The organism is Dactylosporangium sp. CA-139066 (genome assembly GCF_050936175.1).
GTDB lineage: Bacteria > Actinomycetota > Actinomycetes > Mycobacteriales > Micromonosporaceae > Dactylosporangium.
Genome location: NZ_JBNJNH010000001.1, coordinates 6,374,133 through 6,398,215 on the forward strand (window position 1 = coordinate 6,374,133; position 24,083 = coordinate 6,398,215).

Annotated in this window: 25 protein-coding genes and 1 pseudogene; 13 read left to right on the top strand and 13 right to left on the bottom strand. The window is 70.2% G+C overall.

What is annotated here, in order from left to right; translation table 11 throughout:
* Positions 1–91: 91 nt before the first annotated feature.
* The gene (locus tag ACQEVU_RS29245) at positions 92–397 is read right to left on the bottom strand and encodes a hypothetical protein (RefSeq protein WP_433329072.1); all 306 of its coding nucleotides are present in this window, start codon (positions 395–397) and stop codon (positions 92–94) included.
* Between the two features lie 101 nt (positions 398–498).
* On the opposite strand from ACQEVU_RS29245, the gene ACQEVU_RS29250 reads away from it, so the two are divergent.
* Positions 499–1,017, top strand: a complete 519-nt coding sequence (locus ACQEVU_RS29250; RefSeq protein WP_433329074.1) for an SRPBCC family protein — start codon at positions 499–501, stop codon at positions 1,015–1,017.
* Positions 1,018–1,610: 593 nt separating this feature from the next.
* On the opposite strand, the gene ACQEVU_RS29255 is transcribed toward ACQEVU_RS29250, so the two are convergent.
* A complete protein-coding gene (locus ACQEVU_RS29255) occupies positions 1,611–3,176 on the bottom strand; it encodes a tannase/feruloyl esterase family alpha/beta hydrolase (protein ID WP_433329076.1) in 1,566 nt (521 codons plus the stop codon).
* 285 nt (positions 3,177–3,461) lie between these two features.
* Entirely contained in the window at positions 3,462–4,346 is an 885-nt protein-coding gene (locus tag ACQEVU_RS29260) for a COG4705 family protein (protein ID WP_433329078.1), read from the bottom strand.
* Between the two features lie 162 nt (positions 4,347–4,508).
* Between ACQEVU_RS29260 and ACQEVU_RS29265 the strand changes: the two genes are divergently transcribed.
* From ACQEVU_RS29265 to ACQEVU_RS29275, 3 genes are all read left to right on the top strand, one after another.
* Positions 4,509–4,646 (top strand): hypothetical protein, encoded by a 138-nt coding sequence (locus tag ACQEVU_RS29265; protein ID WP_433329080.1) that lies wholly within the window; start codon positions 4,509–4,511, stop codon positions 4,644–4,646.
* Between the two features lie 16 nt (positions 4,647–4,662).
* Complete coding sequence (locus tag ACQEVU_RS29270) at positions 4,663–5,049, top strand: hypothetical protein (protein WP_433329082.1); 387 nt, start codon at positions 4,663–4,665, stop codon at positions 5,047–5,049.
* Positions 5,050–5,279: 230 nt separating this feature from the next.
* Complete coding sequence (locus ACQEVU_RS29275; protein WP_433329084.1) at positions 5,280–6,689, top strand: wax ester/triacylglycerol synthase family O-acyltransferase; 1,410 nt, start codon at positions 5,280–5,282, stop codon at positions 6,687–6,689.
* Between the two features lie 258 nt (positions 6,690–6,947).
* Here ACQEVU_RS29275 and ACQEVU_RS29280 read toward each other — a convergent pair whose 3' ends face one another.
* Positions 6,948–8,354, bottom strand: coding sequence for an acyltransferase family protein (locus tag ACQEVU_RS29280; RefSeq protein WP_433329086.1), 1,407 nt, complete (start codon positions 8,352–8,354; stop codon positions 6,948–6,950).
* Positions 8,355–9,044: 690 nt separating this feature from the next.
* Here ACQEVU_RS29280 and ACQEVU_RS29285 point away from each other — a divergent pair.
* Positions 9,045–10,280 carry an SMP-30/gluconolactonase/LRE family protein gene (locus ACQEVU_RS29285; protein ID WP_433329088.1) on the top strand — a complete coding sequence of 412 codons (1,236 nt, stop codon included), beginning with the start codon at positions 9,045–9,047 and terminating at the stop codon, positions 10,278–10,280.
* On the opposite strand, the gene ACQEVU_RS29290 is transcribed toward ACQEVU_RS29285, so the two are convergent.
* The 4 genes and pseudogenes from ACQEVU_RS29290 to ACQEVU_RS29305 all read right to left on the bottom strand — a co-directional run.
* Positions 10,195–10,545, bottom strand: coding sequence for a non-oxidative hydroxyarylic acid decarboxylases subunit D (locus tag ACQEVU_RS29290; protein WP_433329090.1), 351 nt, complete (start codon positions 10,543–10,545; stop codon positions 10,195–10,197). The two genes, ACQEVU_RS29285 and ACQEVU_RS29290, sit on opposite strands and share 86 nt — an antisense overlap.
* Complete coding sequence (locus tag ACQEVU_RS29295; protein WP_433329092.1) at positions 10,542–11,960, bottom strand: non-oxidative hydroxyarylic acid decarboxylases subunit C; 1,419 nt, start codon at positions 11,958–11,960, stop codon at positions 10,542–10,544. Before ACQEVU_RS29295 ends, ACQEVU_RS29290 begins: the two co-directional genes overlap by 4 nt.
* A gap of 46 nt (positions 11,961–12,006) precedes the next feature.
* Positions 12,007–12,147, bottom strand: a complete 141-nt coding sequence (locus ACQEVU_RS29300; RefSeq protein ID WP_433335396.1) for a hypothetical protein — start codon at positions 12,145–12,147, stop codon at positions 12,007–12,009.
* A gap of 13 nt (positions 12,148–12,160) precedes the next feature.
* Positions 12,161–12,826: pseudogene (locus ACQEVU_RS29305) on the bottom strand (UbiX family flavin prenyltransferase); the annotation flags it as partial.
* On the opposite strand from ACQEVU_RS29305, the gene ACQEVU_RS29310 reads away from it, so the two are divergent.
* Together ACQEVU_RS29310 and ACQEVU_RS29315 are read left to right on the top strand one after the other, a co-directional pair.
* Entirely contained in the window at positions 12,722–13,870 is a 1,149-nt protein-coding gene (locus tag ACQEVU_RS29310) for a sensor histidine kinase (RefSeq protein WP_433329094.1), read from the top strand. The pseudogene ACQEVU_RS29305 and the gene ACQEVU_RS29310 overlap by 105 nt on opposite strands.
* Positions 13,867–14,547: a response regulator gene (locus tag ACQEVU_RS29315; protein WP_433329096.1), complete on the top strand. Its 681-nt coding sequence runs from the start codon at positions 13,867–13,869 to the stop codon at positions 14,545–14,547. Before ACQEVU_RS29310 ends, ACQEVU_RS29315 begins: the two co-directional genes overlap by 4 nt.
* 30 nt (positions 14,548–14,577) lie before the next feature.
* On the opposite strand, the gene ACQEVU_RS29320 is transcribed toward ACQEVU_RS29315, so the two are convergent.
* The 3 genes from ACQEVU_RS29320 to ACQEVU_RS29330 form a co-directional block, all read right to left on the bottom strand.
* Complete coding sequence (locus tag ACQEVU_RS29320; RefSeq protein ID WP_433329098.1) at positions 14,578–17,130, bottom strand: ABC transporter permease; 2,553 nt, start codon at positions 17,128–17,130, stop codon at positions 14,578–14,580.
* A gap of 1 nt (position 17,131) precedes the next feature.
* A complete protein-coding gene (locus tag ACQEVU_RS29325; protein ID WP_433329100.1) occupies positions 17,132–17,884 on the bottom strand; it encodes an ABC transporter ATP-binding protein in 753 nt (250 codons plus the stop codon).
* Positions 17,885–18,007: 123 nt separating this feature from the next.
* Positions 18,008–18,202 carry a hypothetical protein gene (locus tag ACQEVU_RS29330; protein ID WP_433329102.1) on the bottom strand — a complete coding sequence of 65 codons (195 nt, stop codon included), beginning with the start codon at positions 18,200–18,202 and terminating at the stop codon, positions 18,008–18,010.
* A 32-nt stretch (positions 18,203–18,234) separates the two neighbouring features.
* On the opposite strand from ACQEVU_RS29330, the gene ACQEVU_RS29335 reads away from it, so the two are divergent.
* Both ACQEVU_RS29335 and ACQEVU_RS29340 read left to right on the top strand, forming a co-directional pair.
* Positions 18,235–18,495, top strand: coding sequence for a hypothetical protein (locus ACQEVU_RS29335; RefSeq protein WP_433329104.1), 261 nt, complete (start codon positions 18,235–18,237; stop codon positions 18,493–18,495).
* Between the two features lie 325 nt (positions 18,496–18,820).
* Complete coding sequence (locus ACQEVU_RS29340) at positions 18,821–19,141, top strand: hypothetical protein (RefSeq protein WP_433329106.1); 321 nt, start codon at positions 18,821–18,823, stop codon at positions 19,139–19,141.
* On the opposite strand, the gene ACQEVU_RS29345 is transcribed toward ACQEVU_RS29340, so the two are convergent.
* A complete protein-coding gene (locus tag ACQEVU_RS29345; protein ID WP_433329108.1) occupies positions 19,138–19,986 on the bottom strand; it encodes a helix-turn-helix domain-containing protein in 849 nt (282 codons plus the stop codon). The genes ACQEVU_RS29340 and ACQEVU_RS29345 overlap by 4 nt on opposite strands.
* A 45-nt stretch (positions 19,987–20,031) precedes the next feature.
* Between ACQEVU_RS29345 and ACQEVU_RS29350 the strand changes: the two genes are divergently transcribed.
* Genes ACQEVU_RS29350 through ACQEVU_RS29360 form a run of 3 tightly spaced genes read left to right on the top strand, consistent with a single transcriptional unit; the run spans position 20,032 to position 21,349 of the window.
* Complete coding sequence (locus tag ACQEVU_RS29350; protein WP_433329110.1) at positions 20,032–20,301, top strand: hypothetical protein; 270 nt, start codon at positions 20,032–20,034, stop codon at positions 20,299–20,301.
* 52 nt (positions 20,302–20,353) lie between these two features.
* Positions 20,354–21,058, top strand: a complete 705-nt coding sequence (locus ACQEVU_RS29355; RefSeq protein ID WP_433329112.1) for a DUF998 domain-containing protein — start codon at positions 20,354–20,356, stop codon at positions 21,056–21,058.
* Between the two features lie 57 nt (positions 21,059–21,115).
* Positions 21,116–21,349 (top strand): hypothetical protein, encoded by a 234-nt coding sequence (locus ACQEVU_RS29360; RefSeq protein ID WP_433329114.1) that lies wholly within the window; start codon positions 21,116–21,118, stop codon positions 21,347–21,349.
* Positions 21,350–21,721: 372 nt separating this feature from the next.
* Here the strand turns inward: ACQEVU_RS29360 and ACQEVU_RS29365 are convergent, their stop codons facing one another.
* Entirely contained in the window at positions 21,722–22,888 is a 1,167-nt protein-coding gene (locus tag ACQEVU_RS29365; protein ID WP_433329116.1) for an MFS transporter, read from the bottom strand.
* 117 nt (positions 22,889–23,005) lie between these two features.
* Here ACQEVU_RS29365 and ACQEVU_RS29370 point away from each other — a divergent pair, with 117 nt between their 5' ends.
* The gene (locus ACQEVU_RS29370; RefSeq protein ID WP_433329118.1) at positions 23,006–23,989 is read left to right on the top strand and encodes a DUF5937 family protein; all 984 of its coding nucleotides are present in this window, start codon (positions 23,006–23,008) and stop codon (positions 23,987–23,989) included.
* Positions 23,990–24,083: the final 94 nt, after the last annotated feature.

A 24,083-nucleotide genomic window follows, 5' to 3' on the forward strand; every position in this document is an offset into this window, starting at 1 on the left:
GTCGTCGTCGACGTCGGTGTGGTCGATGAACTCGGCGTCGGTACGGACAGCAATGCTTGGGCGGCCTGCAGCGCGAGGGGCTGCTTCCCCTTCAAATCAGCGTGAATTGGGCGCTCAGCGGCGCGGTGTTCAGTCGGGCGGTCTTCTTCGTGGTGTGCAAGCGGTCGAGGGTAAGCATCTTCCCGGCCACGTTCAGGGGTGCCAACAGGTCGGCGATCACCGCGTTCTCGCCCCGCTTGCCGGGGACCTCGCGTTGACCCAGGACCGCCCCGCCCTCGTGGGTGACCGCAGCTACCAGGAACACCTGCCCGGTCTCAGTCCGGGTGCCGTGCAACAGTCTCCCGTCAATCGCCGCGGCGGGCAGCAGCCGCAACCGGTCCAGCAGCGACGACGCCACCGACAACGGGCCCCTCGAATATATTCGACGGCGCCGGCGATCTTGCCCGATGGGATGAACCATTACCGAGCGAAACATCAACCGCGAAAGGAGGACCGGCGATGACCGACGGTCCCACGTTCACGCAGGAGTACACGCTCGTCCGAACCTACGACGCTCCGCCGGAGATGGTGTTCGCGAGTTGGACCACGCCGGAGCACTTTTCCCGGTGGTTCGGCCCGCGCGCGCTCGAGACGCCGGTGGACCTGATCACGATGGACGTCCGACCCGGCGGCGTCTGGGAGGCCAGCATCGTGACCCCGGACGGAACCGCACATCCGCTCAACGGCACCTATCGTGAGGTGAACGTTCCAAGCCGGCTGGTCCTGACAACCGGCGATCCGAACAATACCGAGGGAGCGGTTGCTTCTGTCGTCACGATTGACTTCGATGCGATCGACGAAGGCACCCGGATGCGTTTTCACCAGGCGGGAGTGAACACCGACGAAGCGCATGCCGCAGGCGCCAAGGCCGGGTGGATCGAGTTCTTCGAGCGTCTCGGCGAGCACCTGAAGCAACTTCAGTCCGACACGACGCGGACCGAGACATCGTCGGCGGAACACCTAACCGGTGGCGAATGACCGCGGCCCATCTGATCACATTCCGGAGTCTTTCGCAGATACTCCAGGAATCGGCGAGCGAGGCACGACGGTCGATCAGGGCGTGCCCGTGTCGGCAGGCGTAGGCGAGTAACCCTCCGGCCTGGGCGTTTTCGATCCGGCCTGCGGTTGCTCGGGTTGACCATGTGGCCGGCGCATAGCCCGGATCTCATAGGTTACCGCTCGGCGCGGCAGCTCAGGCGACGCCACCGCATCTGGCCTGACCTACCCGGGCAGCGGCCCTACGGCTCCCGTCCGGCACGGCAGCAGCTCCGCCACCTCGGCCGGCGCTGTGCCTCTGCGCCTGCGTGATGCCGGCCACCCGTCGGCGAACTCGATGAGCGAGGCTCCGGTCGTGGCCAGGGCGAGCCCCGCGGCGGCGACCGCCAGGAGCGGCAGTGCGCGACCGGACGGCGGCGCAAGGAGTGCCCTGACCCGCCGGACCGTCGCAGAGCAGTTGCGGTGTTCGATCGCCGCCGCGCTCGTCGTCGCCTCCTCCCTGGCGGTGCTACACGCCCTGCAGCAACGCTCCTGCCTCCGGCAGGATGAGCATTCGTAGGCGGTCGGCCGGTCCGTCAGTGACAGGGGCGGTCGGGGGTTGCCTGCTGCGGGTAGCGGCACAGGAATCCGCTGATGTTTGGATGAGCGCCGGTGGTGGCGGCCGGCAATGTGTCGGGCGCGCGGCCGTGTTCGACCCAGTCCACCAGCGCAGCGAGCGGGTCGGTCGGGACGGGTCCGGCCCCGCCGGAGCAGTGCCCCACGCCCGGGGCGAGGAAGACGCGGTAGAACCGGTCGGTGGCCTCGCCGCCGCCCATGGCGGATTCGACGCGGCGGCGGTAGTCGACCGTGCCCTGCGGGAAGATCGCCGGGTCGGCCAGGCCATGCCAGGTGATCATTTTGCCGCCGGCAGCGCGGAAGGCGGACAGGTTGGGATCGTCGGAGCCGATGACCGCGGCGTAGCGGGCCTGGGACTCGTCGAACAGGCGCTCGAACTCGGCGTAGCCGATGGTGGAGACGTCGAGGTGGGGTTGCCGCAGCAGGAAGTAGCGGATCCAGTCCGCGGCGACGGGGAACGGTGCGCCGTGCCGCGCGCCGAGCAGGGGCTTGGCTGTGCCGGCCAGCCAGCTGAAGGACGCGCCGCGGGGCAGGCCGTACCAGAGCCGCTTGCCGGTGCGGGTGGTCGGGCCGTCCCAGATTCTGCGGACGATGTCGGCGACGGCCTGGCTGATCCGGATCGTCCGGCCGTGACAGCGCACGCTTGTGCCGACGAGCCGGCCGGGGTCGAACCGGCAGGCGTCGGGCCGCTCGATGATCCCGTCGAGGCGGCCGTCGTCGCCGTCGCACGCGGCGATCGCGGCGCGGTTGAAGGCGGCGAACTCGCATGCGGCCGGGTAGACACCCGCCTCGTTCATGACGACCTGCGGCCAGAACTGAGCCAGGGTCAGGCGGTTCCAGTCGATGGCGGGCGCGTCGGCGAGGATGCCGTCGAAGTCATCGGGGTAGCGCCGTGCCTCGGTCAGGCCCTGCCGGCCGCCGGTGGAGCAGCCGGTGAAATAGGAGTAGGCGGGCGGCCGGCCGTAGAACCCCGCGATCACCTGTCTGCCGATCCGGCTCATCTCGTGCACTGAGCGGTAGGCGAAGTTGGCCAACAGCCCCTCGTTGATCGTCCGGTCATGGCGCAGCGCCCAGACCGGCGGGCTCTTGAGAATGCCTGGTACGCCGGCGTCGGTGGACGCCGCCGCGTAGCCCCGCTGAACCGCCGGGACGAGGGCGCGCTCAAACTCGCCCGCGGCAAACGCTCCGCCGCCGGTGGCCTGGAATCGGCCGTTCCACGTCGATCGGGGCAGCCACACCTCGATCCGGACCTGGTCACGAAGCGGCGGGTGCGTCAGGACGACCGTGACGTCGCAGAACGCCGGAACCCCGGTGACCGTGGACCGGCCGAGACGGGAGGCCCGGGTGCCCATCGCGCCTGGGCGGGCGACCGTGGTCATCGCGAGGATCCGCGCGCCGGGCAGGTACGGCCGGGACAGGCGCGGGCAGGCGCCGTGACCGGCGACAAGCACGGCGCCGACCACGGCGGACAACGTCAGCGCCACCGGCAGCAGGAGTGCGCCGATGATAACGAGAGGTGTTCGCATCGCTGCTCCGGCAGGGACAGCCGCGCGAGCGGCGCATGTGCACCGACACCCCACTGGCTACCCGCCGCGACCCGCGTCACACTGCGCCCAGTTGGCGAGGTCCGGTAACCATGACATGGCGGGCACGGCGCGCCCCGCGGGTCGGAAACCGGACCTCGGCTCAGCCATGCGAGTCCAAACGATAGGGCACAAACGCCGTTGTCGCGGTCCGGCTCTGCACAGCGCCCAATCGGCCACCTGCAGCGTACGGTCGCTAGCCTGCCTCCTGCCGTCACCCTTGCACGCCTAAGCGTCGCCGGCGACGGCTCTGTGTTCGTGCAGACGGGGCCCGTGTTTGCGGTCCTTGACATGGGCGTAGGCCATGAGCGCGAACAGGACCGTGAGCAGGACCGCGGATGAGCCGAGCGTGCCCAGGTCCAAGCCGCCCTTGGCGGTTGGTTTAGTGAGGAAGTCGCCGGCGGTGGCGCCCAGCGGCCGGGTCAGCACGAACGCGGCCCAGAACAACGCCACATCCGGCACGGCGGGAACGTACTTGAGCGCGAGCAGGACGGCGAGGGCCGCGGTGATGAGCAGGGCCCCGCCGCCGTAGCCCAGACCGGAGCTGTCGGACAGGAAGTCGCCCATCGAGGTGCCCAGCGTGTTGGACACCAGGATCGCCGCCCAGAACAGCGCCTCGCCGCGGAACGTGTCGATGTCGCGGATGGCGAACGTCAGCCCGGTGTACCGCCACGCCACGAAGATGGCGATCAGCAGCGCGACGAGGATCGCCGCGCCGGTCGGGTAGCCCAGTCCCAGTCCCTGCGGCCCCCAGCCGAGTGCGTGCGCGCCGTCGGGGAGGTATTTCGGGGCCGCGTCACGGTTCATGAAATCCGACATGGTCGTGCCGGCCATGCTCGTGGACAGAATGACCGTCCAGTAGAAGCAGGGGTTGTACCTGCGGGAGCGCAACTGCACCAGCAACGTGATCACGAACATGCCGAACAGGGCGATTGTGGTCAGGAAGTACCCCAATTTGAGGGTCTGGGCGAACAGGTCTCCGGCGGTCTCACCCAGGGTCGTAGCCGCGACCTTCATGATCCAGAACGCGAGGGTGACCTCAGGCAGTTTCTTGATGACGTACCGGCCGCCGCTGGTGAGCGCGGCCTCGGTGGCGTTCTCGGACTGCTTCACGAGAGCTCCTTGCGCCGGTCGGGTCGCCAGGCCCAGGCGACAGCGGGCAAATTTGGGCAAACCTACTCCAAGCCGGATAAGGAATTACTGAACGGCTGGCCTGCTCTCAGCGCTCTCTCATCGGTGTGCAGCAGGCTTGAGTAGTCGGTCGGGGGTGATCGCGTGCGGGTGCTGCTCGTGGAGGATGAAGAGGTCCTGGCCGAAACGATCCGTCAGGTGTTGCACGCCGACGGGTTCGCGGTGGATCTGGCCTTTCTCCGGTACCGACGGGTTGTGGGCGACGAAGACGACCGCGTATGACGCGGTGGTGCTCGACATGATGTTGCCCGGGCTGAACGGCTACCAGCTGCACACCGGCGACCTCGTGCAGCTCCGGCTGAAGAACTCGACCGGCGACTACAGCACGGTGCCGTTCCACGTCGCCGGCGTCATCACGGAGTTCGCCACCGCACCGCGGGACAGCTTCGTGCTCGCCAACCGTTCCTACCTCGCCATCCCAAGCCTGCAGCAGCTGCTCGCAGCGGACGACGTGACGCTGCGGACCGGCGGTGGCGTCAAGGTTCGCCAGGCGATGCGCGGTCACCGGCGCCGAGCGGTTCGCCGCCCGGCCCGGCGCACGTTCATATCGACCACCGCGATCGGTGGGCACGTCGTCGGCCACGTCCCCCGCCCAGCCCTGGCGTCAAGCGGTGCGACGATCTGAACGTCGGGTAGTCGGGCCACCGCAGTGTTCAGCGCCCGTCTCGAGGATGTCGCGACACCCCCCTGCTATGGCCGTTCTCACCTCGGGTGGTTCGAGCCGTTGACAAGGGTGACATTCGTACACCCACGTCGAATGGGCGCAAGAAATCGCCAGCATTGATGAGCAGCGCGCGTCATGCCTGTCTGATGGAGGCGCCACACCCGGTGAACATCGCATGGAGAGTGCGGTCGGTGGACCACGAGCGGTTGAGCCCCCTCGATACTGCCTTTCTACGTCTGGAGTCCCCGCAGGCGCCAATGCACCTGGGCGCGCTGGTCACCTTCCAGCCACGGCAACGGATTCCACCCGCTCGGCTCCTCGCGGTACTCGGCGAACGCATCGCACGGATACCGGCGCTGCGCCAGCGCGTACGCACCACCTGGTTGCCGCCCGGCGGCGCGGCATGGACACCCGACACGACGTTCGACCTGTCCCGACACGTTCACCTCCACAGGCTGCAGCGTGGCAAGGACGCGATGACCATGCTCGCCAGCGAGCTGATGGCCGAACCCCTCGACCTAAGCCGCCCCCTGTGGCAAATCCACCTGATGACCGGTCTGCCCGAGCGCCGATTCGCGCTGCTGATCAAGCTGCACCACGCCATGGCCGACGGACTCCGCACGGTCGAACTCGGCCTTCGCCTGTTCGACGGGTACATCGACCACGGCCCCGGCCGGCCCGAGCCGGACTCGACCGCTGCCCGGCCGCCTCGGCCGGCACACGGCATCGCGGCCGCCGCCCGCAACATGATGGAGCTTCCTCACGTGCTCGGCGTGGCCACCAGCACGGTGAGCATCGCCGCGTCCGTCCTCTTGCACGCGCGCATCGCCGCGCTGCTGCCATCAGCCCCCGGCAACTCCGCACGCAACGCCGTCCGCACCGCCGCCACCGCCAAACAGCCGCCCGCTACGGCGCGGCGTCTCGCCCTCGTCCGGCTGGACGCCCAAGATGTCAAACAGATACGCCAGCGATGCGGCGGCACCGACCACGACGTCCTACTGGCAATCATCACCGGCGCTCTACGGCGCTGGCTTCTCGCCAACGACCAGCGCCCACAGGACCTCACCATCCGTGCGTTCATCCCCGTCAGCCGACGCAGCCGCACCAACCAGCCCCAACGTCACAACGTGCTGTCCGGGTACCTGTGCGATCTCCCGATCCAACAGGAGGACCCGATCACCATGCTGCACCACGTCCGCGCCGCGATGGATCGCAACAAGGCCGCAGGATTCGCCCGCGGCCCAGGCGCATTCCCGGTACTCGCCGAGAGGATCCCGGCCCCGGCGCAGCATCTCACCATCCCGCTGCTGCGCCGAGCAGGCCCGCTGCTGTTCGACACGATGATCACGAACGTCCCGATCCCCTCACGACCGTTGACACTCGCAGGAGCCCCGCTCCAACACGTCTACCCCGTCGCGCCCCTGGCCCACGGCCAGACACTCGGCATCGCACTGTCGACCTACCGAGCATCGGTCCACATCGGACTACACGCCGACCACCACGCCGTGCCGGACCTCGACCGCCTCGCCGACGCCATCCCAACCGCACTGGCGGCCCTGACCGATTCGATCAGCCCGGCATCTGCCGCGGCGGTGCGCTGATGCATGCGTGCCGCCGGGCCTACTCCAGCCAGCTTGCACGCTTGGTCGCGAATGCCACGACGACTTTGCCGGCGCTGGGCCGGAGGAACCGCACGCTTCGGCCGAGTCGCGGCCGCCGGCCTCTCCGTAGAGACGACGAGCCCGCCTCGTCCAGGCGTCGCGCGGCAGCGTCCGAACGAGGCGGGCGGGGTTAGGAACTGCGCCCGGGCAGCAGCAGCTCTGCAGTACCTCACCTCCGCCGTGCGTGCGACCCAAGCCTCACGCGGTGGCGCCGCCAGGGGCCTCACCGGGCGGCCGGGTCACGGTGTCGCGGCCGGGCCCCGCGGAACGGCCTCTGGCGTGGGGCGCCGAGCGCAGGAGTCGCAGCGCGGCCGCGCCGATCAGGTAGGCGAGCAGGCCGGCGGCGGGCAGGCCGGCGAGGTAGTGGCCGGTCCTGGGGGCCAGGTTGTTGCTGAGCAGTCCGGCGACGACCGCCGTGAAGGCGGCCACTGTCAGCCCGGCGCGCATCGCCCCGCCGGCGATGGAGCGCGTCAGCCGGCCGGGAGCCGCCGGCCGCTCCGGGCTGCGCATCTCGATCCGGCCGAACACCGCGACCAGCGCGGTCAGCGTCCCCGTCAACATGATCAACCATGCCGGCCGCCACAGCCACCACGCGCGGGTGGCGAAGGGCGGCACCGGCAGCGCGTGCAGGACGTTGAGCGCACCGACGAGCACGAGCAGGGCGCTCATGTGCCACAGGAAGATGGTGAGCACCACCGCGTTCACCCCGACCACCGCCTGCCAGGGGCGCGTACGGCGCAGCCAGCGCCCGGCCGGATCGTGCAGCATCAGCACCAGGCCCAGCTGAACAGCGGCGGCGGCAAGCAGCGCCAGCGATGGTGGCGATGCATTGTGCAGCCGCTGCCCCGGCACGTCGATCATGCTGACCGCATAAGGTCCGGCCACCGTCAGCAGCAGCAGCACGGCCAGGCCGCCGACGAGCAACGGTACCCACACGAACGGCCGGAACGGCAGGCGGCCGTCTCGCCAGGCGAATCCGATCTGATGGATCACCAGCCAGCCGAACAGGAAATTGCCGGCGCCAAGGACAGCCGGCCCGGACAGCCGAGCCAGGTCGCCGAGTGCGACCAGGGCGACCAGCACCAGCGGCACCCGCCAGCCGAAGCGTTGATGCAGGCGATACATGAGCGGGGTCAGCAGCACCACGACGAGGTACGCGGACAGGAACCACAGAGGGATCGAGGCGACCCACACCGCCTGGCGCGTGAGGTCGGGATCAACGCCCGCCGCACGGGCGATCAGCGCACCGGCGGCGAGCACGAGCAGCAGCGTGGTGGTCGGGCGGACGAGACGGCCGCTGCGATCCTGCAGCCAGGTGATCGCATCATCACCGCGGCGGCGATGCGAGGCCAGCGACGCGGCGTTGGCGTACCCGCCGACGATGAAGAACAGCGGCATGACCTGTGCCAGCCAGGTGATCGGGTACGCCCACGGCAGTGAATCCAATGCCGATCGCCCGGTCAGGTGGCCGTGGGCGTCGTAGTCGACCACGCTGACGAGCCAATGGCCGAGCACCACCGCGGCGATCGCCACCGCGCGCAGCAGATCCACATACCGCTCACGCGACGCCGGCGTCCGTTCAGCCCGCCGCCGCAACGCGCCCACGTCACCACCCCGGTTCGCCTCGACCTCAGCAAGCGTGCCGCGCGAGCAAGACCAGCAGCTACGCTCAGCCGCACAGTCTCCTGACCGATGTCGCAGGCGGGTCAGGCCGGTTGGCCCTGTAGCCCGCACAGATCGGCACCCGGACACCGAAACGTCCGGCGGACCGGACAACGAGGTCACAAACGGCCCAGACGCCGACAACGTACGAGAGGGCAACCACAACGAGCAGGAAGCTCCCGGCGGCGTCGAGGACAACGCCACCGACCACGCGAAGCCCGGCGCCGACACCGACAACGTCCAGCAGGGTGAGCGGACCGGATCGGACACGGCACCCACCTAGTAGTCCCAGGCGCCGTCATCGAGTCGAGAGCGAGGTGGCCAACAGATGCGGCCTTCGTGACCTCCCGCTGATCGCCCGAGGCAGATACCGGCCCCCACCCGGCGCCGCCCCGCTCCCGCAGAGGGTGGCCGACCGCATATGGGGAGACTCCGCTGCGGTGGTCGCGATCGTTGCGCATGTGGCGTCAACTCGCTCGATTACCCGGATCCGGTGGCGGCTGCCGTGGTACGCAATACCCTGCAAGGCATACAGAACGGATCAATCGTGGGTCTCTATTTCTGGCATTTCGCGACTGTCACCGCCAGCATGCGGGGTCCGCGTCCCGTCACAATGGCCGAGCTGGTCTGCTGATGGCGCCCGAGTACCTTCGCTCCGGTGCGCTCGCCGCACTCACCGTCGCCGCACTGCTGCTGGGTGCGTGTTCCTCCAAGCCGGCACCGAACAGCGCGGGCCGTGGCGACCACCACACGCCAGAGGCCATGCCCGGGATGAGCATGCCCAGCACGGCCACCTCCCAGCCGCCCGGGAGTGCGGGCAGGACCACCGCGCCGGGCGCCGCGCTGCCCGGCATGCCGCCGCTGCTCGACTCACATGACGTCTACGCCGCGGACCGGCCCGGCGCGCTCGCCGACACGGTCAGGAACGACCCCGTCCGGGTGTACGTGCCGAACCTCGGCAGCGACACCGTCTCCGTCATCGACCCGGCGACGTACAAGGTCATCCAGACAGTCAAGGTCGGCAAGGCACCGCAGCACGTCGTGCCGGCCTGGGACCTGCGCACGCTGTGGGTGAACAACAACGACGGCAACACACTGACCCCGATCGACCCGGCGACCGGCACGTTCGGCACCCCCGTCCCGGTCGAAAACCCGTACAACCTGTACTTCACCCCTGACGGCAGGTTCGCGATGGTCATGGCGGAGCTGTTGCACCGCATCGACTTCCGGGACCCGCACACGATGGCGATCGTGCGATCGGTGCCGGTCAACTGCTCCGGGGTGAACCACGCCGACTTCTCGGCCGACGGCCGCTACTTCATCGCGACCTGCGAGTTCTCCGGCGACCTGATCAAGGTGGACGTCCAGCGTCAAGAGGTGGTCGGCCAGCTGCACCTGCCACGCGACGGGGCGATGCCGCAGGACGTCAAGATCACCCCGGACGGACGGACCTGGTACGTCGCCGACATGCACACCTCCGGTGTGTGGATCCTCGACGGGGACGCGTTCACCGTGCGGGTGTTCCTGCCGACCGGTGCCGGCGCGCACGGGCTGTACGTCAGCCGCGACTCGAAGCGCCTGTACATCGCCAACCGGGGCGAGGGTTCGGTGTCGGTCCTCGACTTCGCCACCGGCACCCTCGTCACCAAGTGGCAGATCCCCGGCGGCGGCAGCCCGGACATGGGCGGCGTCTCGGCGGACGGCAAGGTCCTGTGGCTCTCCGGCCGGTACGACAGCGAGGTCTACGCCATCTCCACCGACGACGGGCACCTGCTCGCCCGGATCAAGGTCGGCACCCAGCCGCACGGGCTGTGCTTCTGGCCGCAGCCCGGCCGGTACTCGCTCGGCCACACCGGCATCCTGCGCTGACCACGGCGGCCACCGAACATGACCTCTGGGGACTGTAGGCCGACGGCACCACGGGCATCTTCGGGATGTCGGCGGGGTCGATCTTGAAGGCGGCCGGGTATGTCGCCGGGTCGGTGGCGTACCCGGGCTCCGTGGAGCGCCAACTGTAGAAGCAGACCCCGCACAGGTACATGGACCAGCGGCCCGGTACGGGTGATTCGGTTAGCAGGCTGACCTCGTGGGTGTCGCAGCGGGGACAGGTGTCCGGAATCGTGGTCGTACTCACCTCAGTAGCTCCTTGATGCGGTTCTCCCAGGCTTCGGTCCCGGCGGGCGCTTCGACCTCCTGCGAGAAGTGGCCGCGCTGCTCGGGCGCGATGGGCGTGGTCGCGTCGATGACGAGCTTGTGGGTGATGCCCGGTGGTTCGGAGCTGGGGTCCAGTGGCAGGATCGACAGGTCCGGGATGGAGACGACGTCGTGGGCGGGGTGGACCTTCACCGACAGTGCCCACATCACCTGGGCGAGGTTGAACGGGTCGACGCTCTCGTCCACGACGATGATCACCTTGCAGTAGCCGAGGCCGTGCGGGGTGGTCATCGCCCTCACCCCGACCGCCTTGGCGAAGCCGCCGTAGCGGGGCCGCAGCGAGACGATGCCGAGCAGGCCCTGGGTGTACATCGCGTTGACCGCGACGACCTCCGGGAAGTCGTTCTTGAGCTGCTGGTACAGCGGCACGCTGGTGTTGAGCGCCAGCGTGTAGTCCATCTCCGTCCACGGCCGCCCCAGGTACAGGTGCTCGAAGATCGGATCGGTCCGGTGTGAGACGCGATGGATCGCGATGACGGGCTGGCGGCGAGCCCCGGAGTAGTAGCCGGTGAACTCGCCGAACGGGCCCTCCACTTCGCGGATACCCGCGATGATCTCGCCCTCGAGGACCGCCTCGGCGCCCCACGGGACGTCCATGCCCGTCAGCGGGGCCTTGGCGATCCGGTACGGGGCGCCCCGGATCGCGCCGGCCATCTCGTACTCCGACTGGTCGTACAGCAGCGGCATCCCGGCCACCGTGGTGATCACCGGCTCGTTGCCGACCGCGATCGCCACTGGCAGGTTCTCGCCGCGCTCCTCGGCCTTGCGCAGGTGCAGGCCGATGTCGTGCGTTGGCAGAGGCTGGATCCCGAGCCGGGCCTTGCCCTTGACCTGGATGCGGTAGATGCCGACGTTCTGCGCGTCGAAGTTGTCCCAGTCATCGGGGTCGCGGCTGATCACCGGCGCCTTGTCGATGTAGGTGCCGGCGTCGTAGCGGTTGAGCCGGAACAGCGGCAGCAGGTGGAACAGGTCGATGTCGTCGCCTTCGACCGTGTGTTCCCGCCACGGGGCGTCCTCGCGGCGCTCGACCTCGACCGGGAACGCGTCCCAGCGCCGGGCGAACTCGAAGAACTGCTCCTTGACCGGGGTGTCGGAGTCCAGGCCCAGCATCAGGGCGTGGTTGGGCCACGAGCCGACCACGTTGAGGACGACCCGGCCTCGCTCGTACCCGTCGAGGTTGTCGAACAGCAGCGCCGGGCCGCGGTCGGTGAGGTTGGAGACGGCCCGGGCCGCGGCCCCCAGATGGGGCTCCGGGGACAGCGGGTCGCAGAAGCGGAGAAGCTGACCGTTCTCGTCCAGGGTCGCGAGGAATTCCCGCAGGTCTTCATGAGCCATGATCGCTGTTCCTCAATCGCCGGCGGGTGCTGGTCACCGGCGGGTGCTAGTCGCCGGCGGGTGCCCGAGCCATGCCGGTCCACCGGCGCGCGGTCGGCAGGTCCAGACCGAACTGGTCGGCGACGCGGACCACGATGTGTTCGACGATGTCCTCGAGGGTCGTGGGATGGTTGTAGAACGCGGGCACCGGGGGGCAGGATCGTCGCCCCGATCCGGGCCAGCGCGAGCATGTTCTCCAGGTGGATCGGCGAGAGCGGGGTCTCGCGTACCACCAGGACCAGTCGGCGGCGTTCCTTGATCGTCACGTCGGCCGCCCGCACGATCAGACCCTCGCCGTAGCCGGCGCGGATGCCCGCGACGGCCTTCGCGCTGCACGGCACGACCACCATGCCGTCGGTCTTGAACGAGCCGCTGGAGATGGCGGCGCTCTGGTCATCAGGTGCGTAGCTGGCCGACGCGAGCGCGGCCACCTGGGCCGCCGTGAACGAGGTCTCCTCCTTGATGGTGGCCCGGGCCCAGCGGCTGATCACGAGGTGGGTCTCGACCTTCATCTCGTGCAGTGCGTCCAGCAGGCGGATACCGATGATCGCGCCGGTGGCGCCGGTCATGGCAACAACGAGTCGCACGACGGGTCTCCCGTGCAGGAGTACTCCGGGATCAGCGCGCCGTCGCGTTCTCGCGCCGCGCCGGTGTACCGCTGCCGTCCCACGCGTAGCGGTCCGTGCGGGGCAGGCCCAGCATCTGCTGGCTAGGCTGTGTGCATGGTGGCCGGGGCGGAGCGGGTCACCGTCCGGTCGGTGCTGTTCGATCTGGCGGTGGCCGGGGGCGTGGCGATGCTGACGGTGCCGTACGTGTACCGGCTCCATGTCCTGTTCGGGGCGGCGATGGCGGTCGCGGTCGGCTTCCGCCGGATTCGCCCGCTGACGGTGATGCTGGTCGTGTCGGCCCTCGCCCTGGGGCATCTGGTGATCCTCGGGCGGCCCGATCCGACGAGTTTCGACATTGCCGTGCTGATCGCGATGTACTCGGTGGTGAAGTACGCGCCGGTGCTGTGGCACGGGTTCGTGGCCGCGGGCATCGTCGCTGTCGGGCTGATCATCGAGCAGGTGCGGCATCTGACGTTCCGGTGGTGGTACTCGGCACTGCTGCTGTTCGGGTTCTGCACGGCGGTGTGGCTGGTGGCGTACACCTTGCGCACCCGCCGGCGGTATCTGCGCAGCCTGGAGGAGCGGGCGGCCACCGCCGAGCGGGAGCGCGACCACCTGGCGCAGCTGGCGCTGGCCGGCGAGCGGGCGGGGATCGCGCGGGAGCTGCACGACGTCGTCGCGCACACCCTCGCGGTCATGGTCGTGCAGGCCGAAGGGGCCAGATACGCGCTCGCGGACGACCCGTCCCAGGTCGAGGAGGCGCTGCGGACCATCGCGGCGACGGGCCGGGACGCGCTGGGCGACATGCATCGCATCGTCGGGGTGCTGCGCGGCGACGAACCGGTCGGCGACGGGGCCGATCGGGGTGTGGCGACGATCGGGCAGGTGCTCGTGCTGATCGAGCGGGCGCGCACGACCGGGCTGGCGGTCACGCACGAGTGCGTGGGCGACCCGCCGGCCATGTCGGCGGCGGAGGAGCTGACGGTGTTCCGGGTCGTGCAGGAGGCGCTGACGAATGCGATCCGCCATGCCGGTGCGGAGGCCAACGTGACGGTCCGGCTGGAGTACAGTCCCCAGCTGGTGACGATCAGCGTCGTAGACGACGGCGGCGGTCGGCTCGCGAGCGCCAACGGCGCGGTCGGGCACGGGCTGATCGGGATGCGGGAGCGCATCGCGGTGCACGACGGACAGTTCAGCGCTGGGCCACGGTTCGGCGGCGGCTGGCACGTGGACGCGTCGCTGCCGGTGAAGGGGGCGACATGACCTCGGCGGGGACCACGATCCGGGTGATGGTCGTCGATGATCAGCCGCTGGTCCGGGCCGGTTTCCGGATGGTGCTCAACGCGCAGCCGGACATGACGCTCACCGCGGAGGCCGGCGACGGTGCCGAGGCGCTGCGGGTGCTGCAGCGCATTCCGGCCGACGTGGTGGTGATGGACATCCGCATGCCGGTGATGAACGGCATCGACGCGACCCGTCGGCTGTGCGCCGAGCCCGGCGGTCCGCGAGTGCTGGTACTGACCACATTCGACACCGACGCAGAGGCGTTTGCGGCGCTGCAGGCCGGTGCGAGCGCGTTCCTGCTCAAGACCGGGCCGCCCGAGGAGCTGCTGGCCGCGATCCGGATCGTAGCCGCCGGTGACGCCGTGGTCGCGCCGCGGATGACGCGCCGGCTCCTGGACCGCTTCGCCGGCCAGTTCGCGCCGCCCCGGCCGGCCGGCGCGGCGCTGGCCGGGCTGACGGAGCGCGAGCAGGAGGTGCTGCTGCTGGTGGCGCAGGGGCTGTCCAACGCCGAGATCGCGGTCCGGCTGCACATCGTCGACACGACGGTCAAGACACACGTCGGGCGGATCCTGACCAAGCTCGACCTGCGCGACCGGGTACAGCTGGTGGTCATGGCGTACGAGACAGGCCTGGTCCGGCCCGCGGCGCCGGGCTGAGCGCAAGCGCCGCCCAGCCCGGCGCACGGCCTACGTCTCGGCCATCGCCGCCACGATCGACGCGCTCGCCGCTCGGCGGGCCGGCAGGACCGCGGCCACGATCGCCGCCAGGGCGGCCACGGCGAGCAGCAGGAGCAGTTGCCCGTACGGAACCTGGATCAGCGGCTGCACAGTGGCGAACATGATCCGGCCGGTCAGCCATCCGTAGGTGACCCCGAACGCGATCCCGACGACCGCGCCGACCAGCGCGATCAGGCATGCCTCGTACAGCAGTGTGGCCCGCAGCTGCCCCCGGGTCAGCCCGAGCGCGCGGGCGAGCGCGGATTCCCGGGTGCGTTCGAACACCGACAACGACATGGTGTTCACGATCCCGACGAGCGCGATGAGCATCGCGAACGCGAGCAGCGCGGCGACCACCCCGATGAGCTGGTCGACGGTGGTGGTGATCTCGTCGCGCCAGCCGGCGATGCTGTTCATCGCGACCGCAGGGTAGTCGGCCAGGTCGGCCTCCACGGCGTTGCGGGAGGCGTCTGGCGGGACACCGGCGGCCGCCTTGATGAGCACCATGTCGTCGCCCCCGGTCGGCCGCAGGGTGGTGAAGTCGTCCCACGAGACGAGTGTGTCGCCGGTGCGCGCGGTCCCGGCGATCAGCCCCACGACGGTCAGGTCCAGCCGCTTGCCGGCCGAGCTGACCACCGCGATGTGGTCGCCGAGGCGGTGGGTCCGGTTCTCGGGCGCGCCGGTGAACAGGATCGCGGTGCCCGGCCGAAGGTCGTCGAGGGAGCCGGCGGCCATCGGGAAGGTCGCCAGCGTCCGCAGCGCGGCCGGGTCGAAGCTGCCCAGTTCGGTGCGGCTGCCATTGCTGGTCGCAGCGTCGAGGCGCACCTCGCCGACCGCGCCGAGCAGGCGGTCGGCGCGGAGCCTGGCCACGGCGCCGGGCGGCACGCTGACGTCGTGCTGGCCGGTGTCGGCCGGTTGCAGGATGAAGTCGACCGGATAGTGCGAGACGAGCTGCGCGGTCGCCGTGGCCTGGATGGTCGCGGTGAGTACGACCGCGCCGGCCATCAGCCCGATGCCGATCATCAGCGCCGCCGTCGTGGCGGCGGTCCGGCCTGGGCTGCGGCGGGCGTTCGCGGCGGCGAGCCGGGCGGGGGTACCGAGGATCCGGCCGGGCAGCCAGCCCAGCACGGTGATCAGCGGCCCGACGTACAGCGGCGACAGCAGCACGACCGCCAGGAACGCGACGACCCCGCCGGCCACCACCTGCAGCGTGCCGGTCTTCGGATCGGTGCTCTGCTCGCCCCGGACGGTCAGCACGACGCCGACCGCCGAGGTCAGCCCGACCACGACGGTCAGCAGGATCCGGTTTCCGCGCGAGCCGACCCGCGCCGCCGGGACCGCCCGCAACGCCGCCAGCGGCGGCACCCGCCCGGCCCGCACCGCCGGCACGAGCGCGGCGGCGACGGTGACGACCAGGCCGACGACGACGGCGACGACGACCGGGGTGGCCGTCAGCACCAGGGCATGGCTGGGCAGGGCGGCGCCGAGCGCGTTGGCCCCGCTGAACATGCCGTACGCCACGGCGAGTCCCAAGGCGAGTCCGGCGATCCCGCCGACGAGCCCGACCGCGGCGGCCTCGAACAGCACCGAGGCGAGCACCTGGCCGCGTGACCCGCCGATGCAGCGCAGCAGCGCCAGCTCCCGCAGCCGTTGCGCGATGAGGATGTTGAAGGTGTTCGCGATCACGAACGCCGCCACGACGACGGCGATCGCGGCGAAGATCTGCAGCACGGTCAGGAACGTGTCGACCTCGTGGACGGCGTTGGAGGCGATGTCGTGGCGGCGCTGGTCGCCGCTCTGCACCACCGCGTCGGCCGGCAGCACCGCCCGGGAGCGGCCGAGCAGGTCGGCCGGGGTGGCGCCGGCGGTGGTCGCGACCACCTCGCGGTAGCCCCGTGCCCCGGCGATCGCCGTCATGTCCGCCTCGGTGAGCACGACGACCGAGCGGTCGGCGTACTCCTTGGCCGCGCCGAACCCGACCACGCCCACCAGCCGCAGCTCGTGGCGCTGCTGCGCGGTGTCGAGCACGACGATCCGGTCGCCGACGGCAAAGCGCAGCCGCCGCGCGCTCGCCTCGTCCAGCGCCGCCTCGCCGGCCTCGGCCGGGGCCCGGCCGGCGGTCACGTCGTATCCGCGCAGCCGCGGATCGTCACCCGCCGACAGCGCCACGCCCGACTGCCCGAAGTTGGTGACCAGCCGCCCGTTGCGGTCCAGCAGCGGCAGCGGCTCACTCATCCGGCCGGCGACGACGCCGACCCCGGCGACCGACCGCAGACGGTCCACTGTGGACGTCGGCAGCACCGGGTCCACCCGGGACTTCTCGCCGCCGTGCGCGGGCGGCGGCTGCACGCTCAGGTCGATGTGCTGCGCGGCCCGCGCGTACTCGTCGTACAGCGCGGCCTTGGCCGTGTCGCCGAACACCAGCGCGCCGGCGACGAAGCCGACGCCGAGCACGATCGCCAGCGCGGTCGCGATCATCCGCCAGCGCCGGGCCCGCAGGCCCGCCATCGTGGTCCGCACCATCTCAGCCCCCCAGCTGCTTGAGCCGGTCCAGCACCGCGTCCGCGGTCGGGCCGGCCAGGTCGGCCGCGACCCGCCCGTCGGCCAGCAGCAGCGCCCGGTCGGCATGCCCGGCCGCGACCGGGTCGTGGGTCACCATGACGACCGTCTGCCCCAGCTCGTGCACGCTGCGGCGCAGCAGGTCCAGCAGCTCGGCGCCGCTGCGCGAATCCAGGTTGCCGGTCGGCTCGTCGGCGAACACCACCTCCGGCCGGGGCAGCAGCGCCCGCGCGCAGGCGACCCGCTGCTGCTGGCCGCCGGACAGCTGCGACGGCGTGTGGCGCAGCCGGTCGGCCAGCCCCAGCACCTCGACGATGTGCGCGAACCACGCCGCGTCGGCCCGGACCCCGGCCAGGTCGAGCGGCAGCCGGATGTTCTGCTCGGCGGTCAGCGTCGGCAGCAGGTTGAACGACTGGAACACGAACCCGACGCTCACCCGCCGCAGCCGGGTCAACGCCCGGTCGGACAGCCCGCCGAGCTCGATGTCGCCGATGTGTACCGCACCGGCGGTGACGGCATCGAGACCGGCCGCGCAATGCAGCAGGGTCGACTTGCCCGACCCGGACGGTCCCATGATCGCGGTGAACCGGCCGCGCTCGAACCGGACAGTCACTCCGTCCAACGCCCGGACCTCGGTGTCCCCGGAGCCGTACACCTTCACCAGATCGGTCGTCTGCACCGCCCACCGTCGCGGCGGAGCCTCTGTTGTTAATGCCATGGCGCATCCCCTCGTGATCAGGCCACTGCATCCTGACGCTAGGCGCGGCGTGGCCGCCGGACATTGACGCCAAGCACTCATCCGGCCGTACTGCTGAGGTAGTACGTCGGCGGCGCCGTACCGCTAGGGTCGGACGTCGCGCGGTGTCAGCGCACCGGTAAGGACGAGGTAGCCGTCCTCGATGGTCGGCTCGACCGGCTCGGCCCCCTCGGCCGGTGCGGTGCGGGACAGGAGGCGGTAACGGGTCCGGGCGCCCTCGGGCAGCGCCGACACGACGGTCGCGCCGGGCGGCGGGTCGGTCGCGGTGACGCTCCACACGACACCGTCCGCGAGCGCGGTCAGCCCCCGGCGTGGTGCCGGTGCACGTCGGCTACGTCGGCGTGACCCACGACGTGCGCCTCGACGGCCTGGACCTCTTCTTCACCCACGTACACCTGCACGGCGTCCCTGCCCCCGTCCGCCGGTTCCTGCCCGACCTCATCGACCGCACCTTCGACCGGCAGATCGAACCCGGCCGGGTCTTCGACCTCACCCTGCCGATCGAGCAAGCCGCCGACGGCTACACGGCCATGGACCAGCGCCGCGCCATCAAAGTGCTGCTGCGGCCGTGACCACTCAGCACATCACGGCCACACCCCGACGTCACGGTGGTCTGCGCGCCATAGCCCGCGCCCGCCGGTACGTCCTGGCCCGGCGCCGCCGGCTACCTCATCGTCACCGGCTCGGCGACAAGCGCCCTGTTCGCGTACGTCGCCACCTCCGCGCTCGTGCTGCAGTCGATGAACCACCTCTCCCCGATCGGCTACTCCATCGACTTCGCCGCCAACGCCGCCGGCATGACCCTCGCCGCATTGACCGCCGCCCGCCTCGCCGGACGCGTCGCCACCCGCACCGTCCTCCTCACCGGCCAGCTCGGCCCTCGCCGCCGGCACCGCGATGCTCATCGGCGCCGTCTGGTTCGGCACCCCGCTCTACCTTGCCATCGCGTGCTTCCTCGTCCTGATGACCGCGCAGGGCTGCATCGGCGCGGACAGCGGAGCACTCGCCTCCGCCGAGGTTCCCGACCACGCCGGGACCGGCTCCGCGCTGCTCGGGTTCGCCCCATGGGTCATGGCCGGCACCATCGCCCCGATCGCCGGCCTCGGCGGCCAGGACACCGCCGTACCGACGGCCGTCAGCATGATCGGCGGCATCACCAATGCGTCCTTCCTCAAATGGGCGCTCACACCTATCCGGCTACTGAATGGCCCGGGTTAGCGCTGTCGGCGTAGTTGCCTAAGGTAGACGGTGGGTGTGACTCCGACGACGTCCTTGAAGTCGTTCAGCAGGTGCGTCTGGCTGCTGTACCCCATCTCGGCAGCCACCCTGGCCCAATCGGGACGTGCTGTGTCGGCGGTCCTGCCGATCGCCCTCAACAGGCGTTGCCGTTTCAGGAGCCACTTGGGGCCGACTCCGACGTACTCGGTGAAGGCCGCCTGCAGGCTCCGCTCGCTGCGGAAGAGCTCTGCGGCGAGGGCGCTTACCGTGGTAGGGCCGTCCTCTCGCATCATGGCCGCCACGGAGTCCGCGATGAGCTCCAGGTGCTGGATGGGAGGCTGGGCTGGTCTTGAGCGCAGAAGACTGTCAAAGGCCTCCGCAATCTGCTCCTCGGGCTGCAGCAGCAGCTCACTACAGAAGCGGGTGCCGGCGTCGGGGAACACAGTTGCCAGGTTGATGCGTCCGCCGCGCAGCTCGTTGATGCGTCCACCCCAGTACGGCGCGAAACCGCCAGGCTTGAAGGCGATGCCGGCGATGGCGCCGGCACCGGCCGTGTCGTAGCTGAGGGCGCCGTCGCTGATCCCGTGCACGAACCCGCCCTGTGCGGTGAAGAAGGCGTGCACCATCGGAGTCGGGAGCACTTCGGTCGGTCGGTAGGTCACGTTGTAGGGCAGCCGCCACCGCATGACCCAGTAGTGCGACACACACGCCGCCACATCGGCGGCCGGCTCGAAACCGCGGACCGCGAAGTACCGGTCGAACATCTCCGGCTCCAGCAGCCCGCTCTGCAGCAAGACCCTGTTTCGGTCGGGCGAGCCTGCGGATTTCTGAGATATCTCGGCCACTTCCCCTTCCTACCGTAAGGACACCACCGACACGAGAGGACCACGATGAACGGCACCACCCCAACCCCGACACCCAGCCCTGCCATGCAGTCTCTGGACCGACTGGTCGGCACCTGGCAACTCTCCGGTGACAGCACTGGCACCGTCACCTACGAGTGGATGGAAGGCGGCCAGGACAGCCTGACCATCTGGGGCGGCGAGCCCGCGTCCTTGTCCTACTACAAGGGCACCTTCGTCGACGAGGACACCAACGTCGGACAGTGGACCTTCCCCGGCGGCGGCTACACCTCCACGATGCACAGGATCGCGCGATGAACACCACCACCACCAATAGGTTCCGACAGCCCGACTCGAAGGCGTGATCATCATGTCCACCTCTACCAGCCGCTTCACCATTGCCGCAGCGCCCGACCAAGGCCGCTCGAACCGCGTCCGCTTCTTGCTCGGCTGCGGTGCCGTCGCCGGTCCGTTGTTCCTCACGACGGTCCTCGTCCAGGAGTCCACCCGAGCCGGCTTCGACCCGTCCCGACACCCGCTCAGCGCTCTCAGCCTCGGCGACTTCGGCTGGATCCAGACCACGAACTTCGTCGTCACCGGGCTGCTCGCCGCGGCTGGCGCCGTCGGCGCGCGACGGGTGCTCGGCTCCGGCCCCGCCCGGACCTGGGGGCCTCGCCTACTCGGCGTGTTCGGCCTCGCCCTCGTCGTAGCCGCCGCCTTCGTCACCGACCCGGTGTCCGGCTTTCCCGCCGCCGGCACCGGCGCGGCGACGCCGTCCTGGCGGGGGCAGGCGCACAACACGGCGGCCCTTGTCTCCGGACTCGCGCTGGACGCCGCCAGCATCGTGTTCGCCCGGCGGTTCCTCAGCCGAGGCCAGCACGCGTGGGCGGCGTACAGCATCGCCGCCGTCGCCGCCGACCTCGCCGCCGCGGGAATCGCTGCGACGACCGGCGACTTCCGGTGGCTGCTTCTCGGCGGAGCGGTCACCTGGACCTGGGCCTCCGCCATCAGCCTGAAACTCCTCCGCCAACACACCACCGGCCAGGACACCGGCCGCTCAGTTGATTGCGGATGAGGACCATCGGAGCGGCTGTATGGCAGCTACAGCACTCCGGGCTGTCGCAGACCACGGTTGACCGCGGTCCAGGCCGGCTGTCGGGTCGCACACCTCAACCTCGAGGCGCAGGGCTGGGCGGGTACCACGTTGAGCCTCGACGTGAAGCTCAAGGTCCACGACCCGAGCGGGGCTGCCGGCGTCAACATCGACCTCGTCCGCATCGCTGCCGGCGCACGGCGCACCGGGCGTGGCGGCTACCCGACCGAGGCGACCCCGCTGTTCAAATCCCCGCCGGGCAAGGCGGTCTGACGCCCCACGGTGAGATACCGGTAGCGTCCGACCTCGAGAGCGTCAACGATTCGTCGTCGCGCCGAACCGTTTCTTACCATCATGGCGGATCCGTCAACTCATCCACCATGATCGTAAGAATCCGCCATCGCGGATGAGAACCTACACGTAGAGGTGTGGGATCTCTCATCGAAGATGTCGTTTTCCTCAGGCAGCGTCCGCTGCAGGCCCCATGTTGGCTTGACGGCGTTGACGGCTGTCCCGTCTCAGGCGACCTGGCGTCTGTCTCGTTGTAGCCGGCGATCTTCGGCGCTGGATCTCATCGAGTCTGTCGCGGGTGGGGTACTCGGCCGTATCCCGTCTCGTCGAAGTTGGGGCGCCGGACGGGTCGTCTCACTGAATCTGGCTTGGAAAGTGGTCGCGGTTGCGGGGCGCGATCAGCGCGGTCGCCACGGTCGTGACGCCGGCGAGCGCGATGGCCCAGTGGATCTGGCTTACCTGTGCGACCGCGCCGAACAGGACGGGCCCGACGCCCTGCAAAGTCATCAGTCCGGTGGACAGCAATCCGAACGCCTGCCCCCGGTTGGCCTCGGGCACGGCGTCGACGAAGGCACGCTGCAGCCCCAGCGAGTACGAGAAGCCCGCGCCGCTGGCCGCCATCAGCGCCGCACAGACCATGAGTGGCGGATTGAAGGCGAACATCGCCGGCGGCAACCCGAGGAGCAGGATCAGCGGCCTGACCAATGTGGTACGCAGCGCCGGCGGCATCAGGCGCCCGATCGCGAACTGCCCGACCAGCATGCCGGCGGGTGAGCAGGCGAGCAGCAGCCCGACCGTCGCCGGCGGGAAACCACGCTCCGCGGAGTACGCGACCAGTAGCGCCTCGGCGCCCACCGCGAACGCGCACGGGAGCCAGTGCACGAGCAGCAACCGCCGTACCCACGCATCGGCGAGCAGCCCCGCGTTGGTCGACCAGCTTTGGCGGACCGCCGAAGGGCCCGCCGCAGGCGGCGCCGACAGGTCTGAAAGCCCGAACCGCACGATGAACCCGGCGACGAGGTGGCAGCCGGCGGTGACGAGAAGTGTGTGGTGGACGCCCAGCGCGGCGACCGCCGCGCCGCCGATCGCGAGCCCAAGCAGCTGTGCGCCGCCCGACGCCATGGTGCTCACCGAGCGACCGAGCACGTAGGCATCGCCAGTGAGTACATCGGCGACGAGGCGGCTGGAGGCGCCGCCGAAGATCGGTGTGCCGACCGCGACGGCCGCGACCAGCACGAGGCTGAGCCAGATCGGCAGCGGCAGAGTGGCCAGCGCCAGCGCTACGGCGCACTCGACCAGGTAGCCGGTGACGATCAGCGGACGCGGGCGCAGCCGGTCGGCGAGCGAGCCGAGCAGAAAACCACCGAGCACCTGGGGCAGGAAGCCGATGCCGAATGTCACCGCCGACAGCCACGCCGACCCGGTCGCGGTAAAGACGAGCACCGACAGCGCGACGATCCGCAGGGTATCGGCGCCGATCGCCAACGAGCGGCTCAGGAACAGGACCCGGAACGCCGGCACGGCGAAGACGTCGCGGTAGGTCGCCCGGGGCACAACATCGGTCAGTGTCACCCGATGAGCGTGCCCCCGTGCCCGGTCGTGTAGCCAAAGTTACGGTGGTGACCGTAAAGTCGTAGGGTGCTGCGCTACCTCGTCGACTCGGCCGACCTGCTGCACAGCCGGTTCGCGCTTTCGCCCAGCTTCGAGCTGGAGAACCTCCTGCGGGTGCTCGACGGGGTCGACCGCCACCACTCGCGGCCCGCGCCGGCGATCGCCCGGTACCGGCCGGCGTTCGACGAGCTGCGCCGCGACGACCCGGCGTTGCGGGCGCTGCTCGCACTGCACCACCCACGCGGCGGTGCCGGGTTCGTCGCCCCACCGCCGACCCGTGGCACGTTGCAGACGATCGACGACGACCTCGTGGCGATCCGCGCCGTGCCACTCAACGTCGCCCGCGGCGAGATCGCCGTGTCCCTGGCCGCCCGACCGACCCACGACCCGGCCGCTCGCGCCGTCCTCGCCGACCCCGATGTCACCCACGTCCTTGCCGACGGCCTGCGCCGCGCCTGGGACGCGTTGCTCGCCGCTGACTGGCTCCACCTGCGCGCGATCTGCGAACGCGACATCGTCTATCGATCGGGTCTGCTCGCACGACAAGGCTGGGCAGCGGCGATCGAAGGGCTCCACGCTCGTGTTCACTGGCGCGACGGGGGTATCGAGGTGACCCGGATGGCCGACAACACCATCACCGTCGGCGGCGAGGGCATGATGTTTATCCCGTCGGTGTTCATCTGGCCCGGACTCGCCGCCCACACGGACGACCCGTGGTCGCGGGCGATCATCTACCCGGCGCGGGGGATTGCCGATTGGTGGGCCGCGGTGCCCGCACCGCCGTCGGCGGCCCTTGAAGAGCTCATCGGCCGTACCCGCGCCCGGGTCCTCGTGGCGCTGCGGGATCCGGCGAGCACCACCCAGCTCGCCCGCTCGCTCGGCATCCCGACCGGCTCAGCCGGGGACCACCTGCGCGCCCTGCGCCGCGCTGGCCTACTCGACGCAGGCCGGTCCGGTCGCTCGGTGCTCTACCATCGCACGCCGCTCGGCGACCTGCTGGTGGGAGCGTGAACTCGCCGAGACCCGTTCCACGCCACATGCATCGAAACAACTTGGGGCAACCAGCAGCGACGAGCCAACTCCAATGAGACGCGGCCCCATCTTC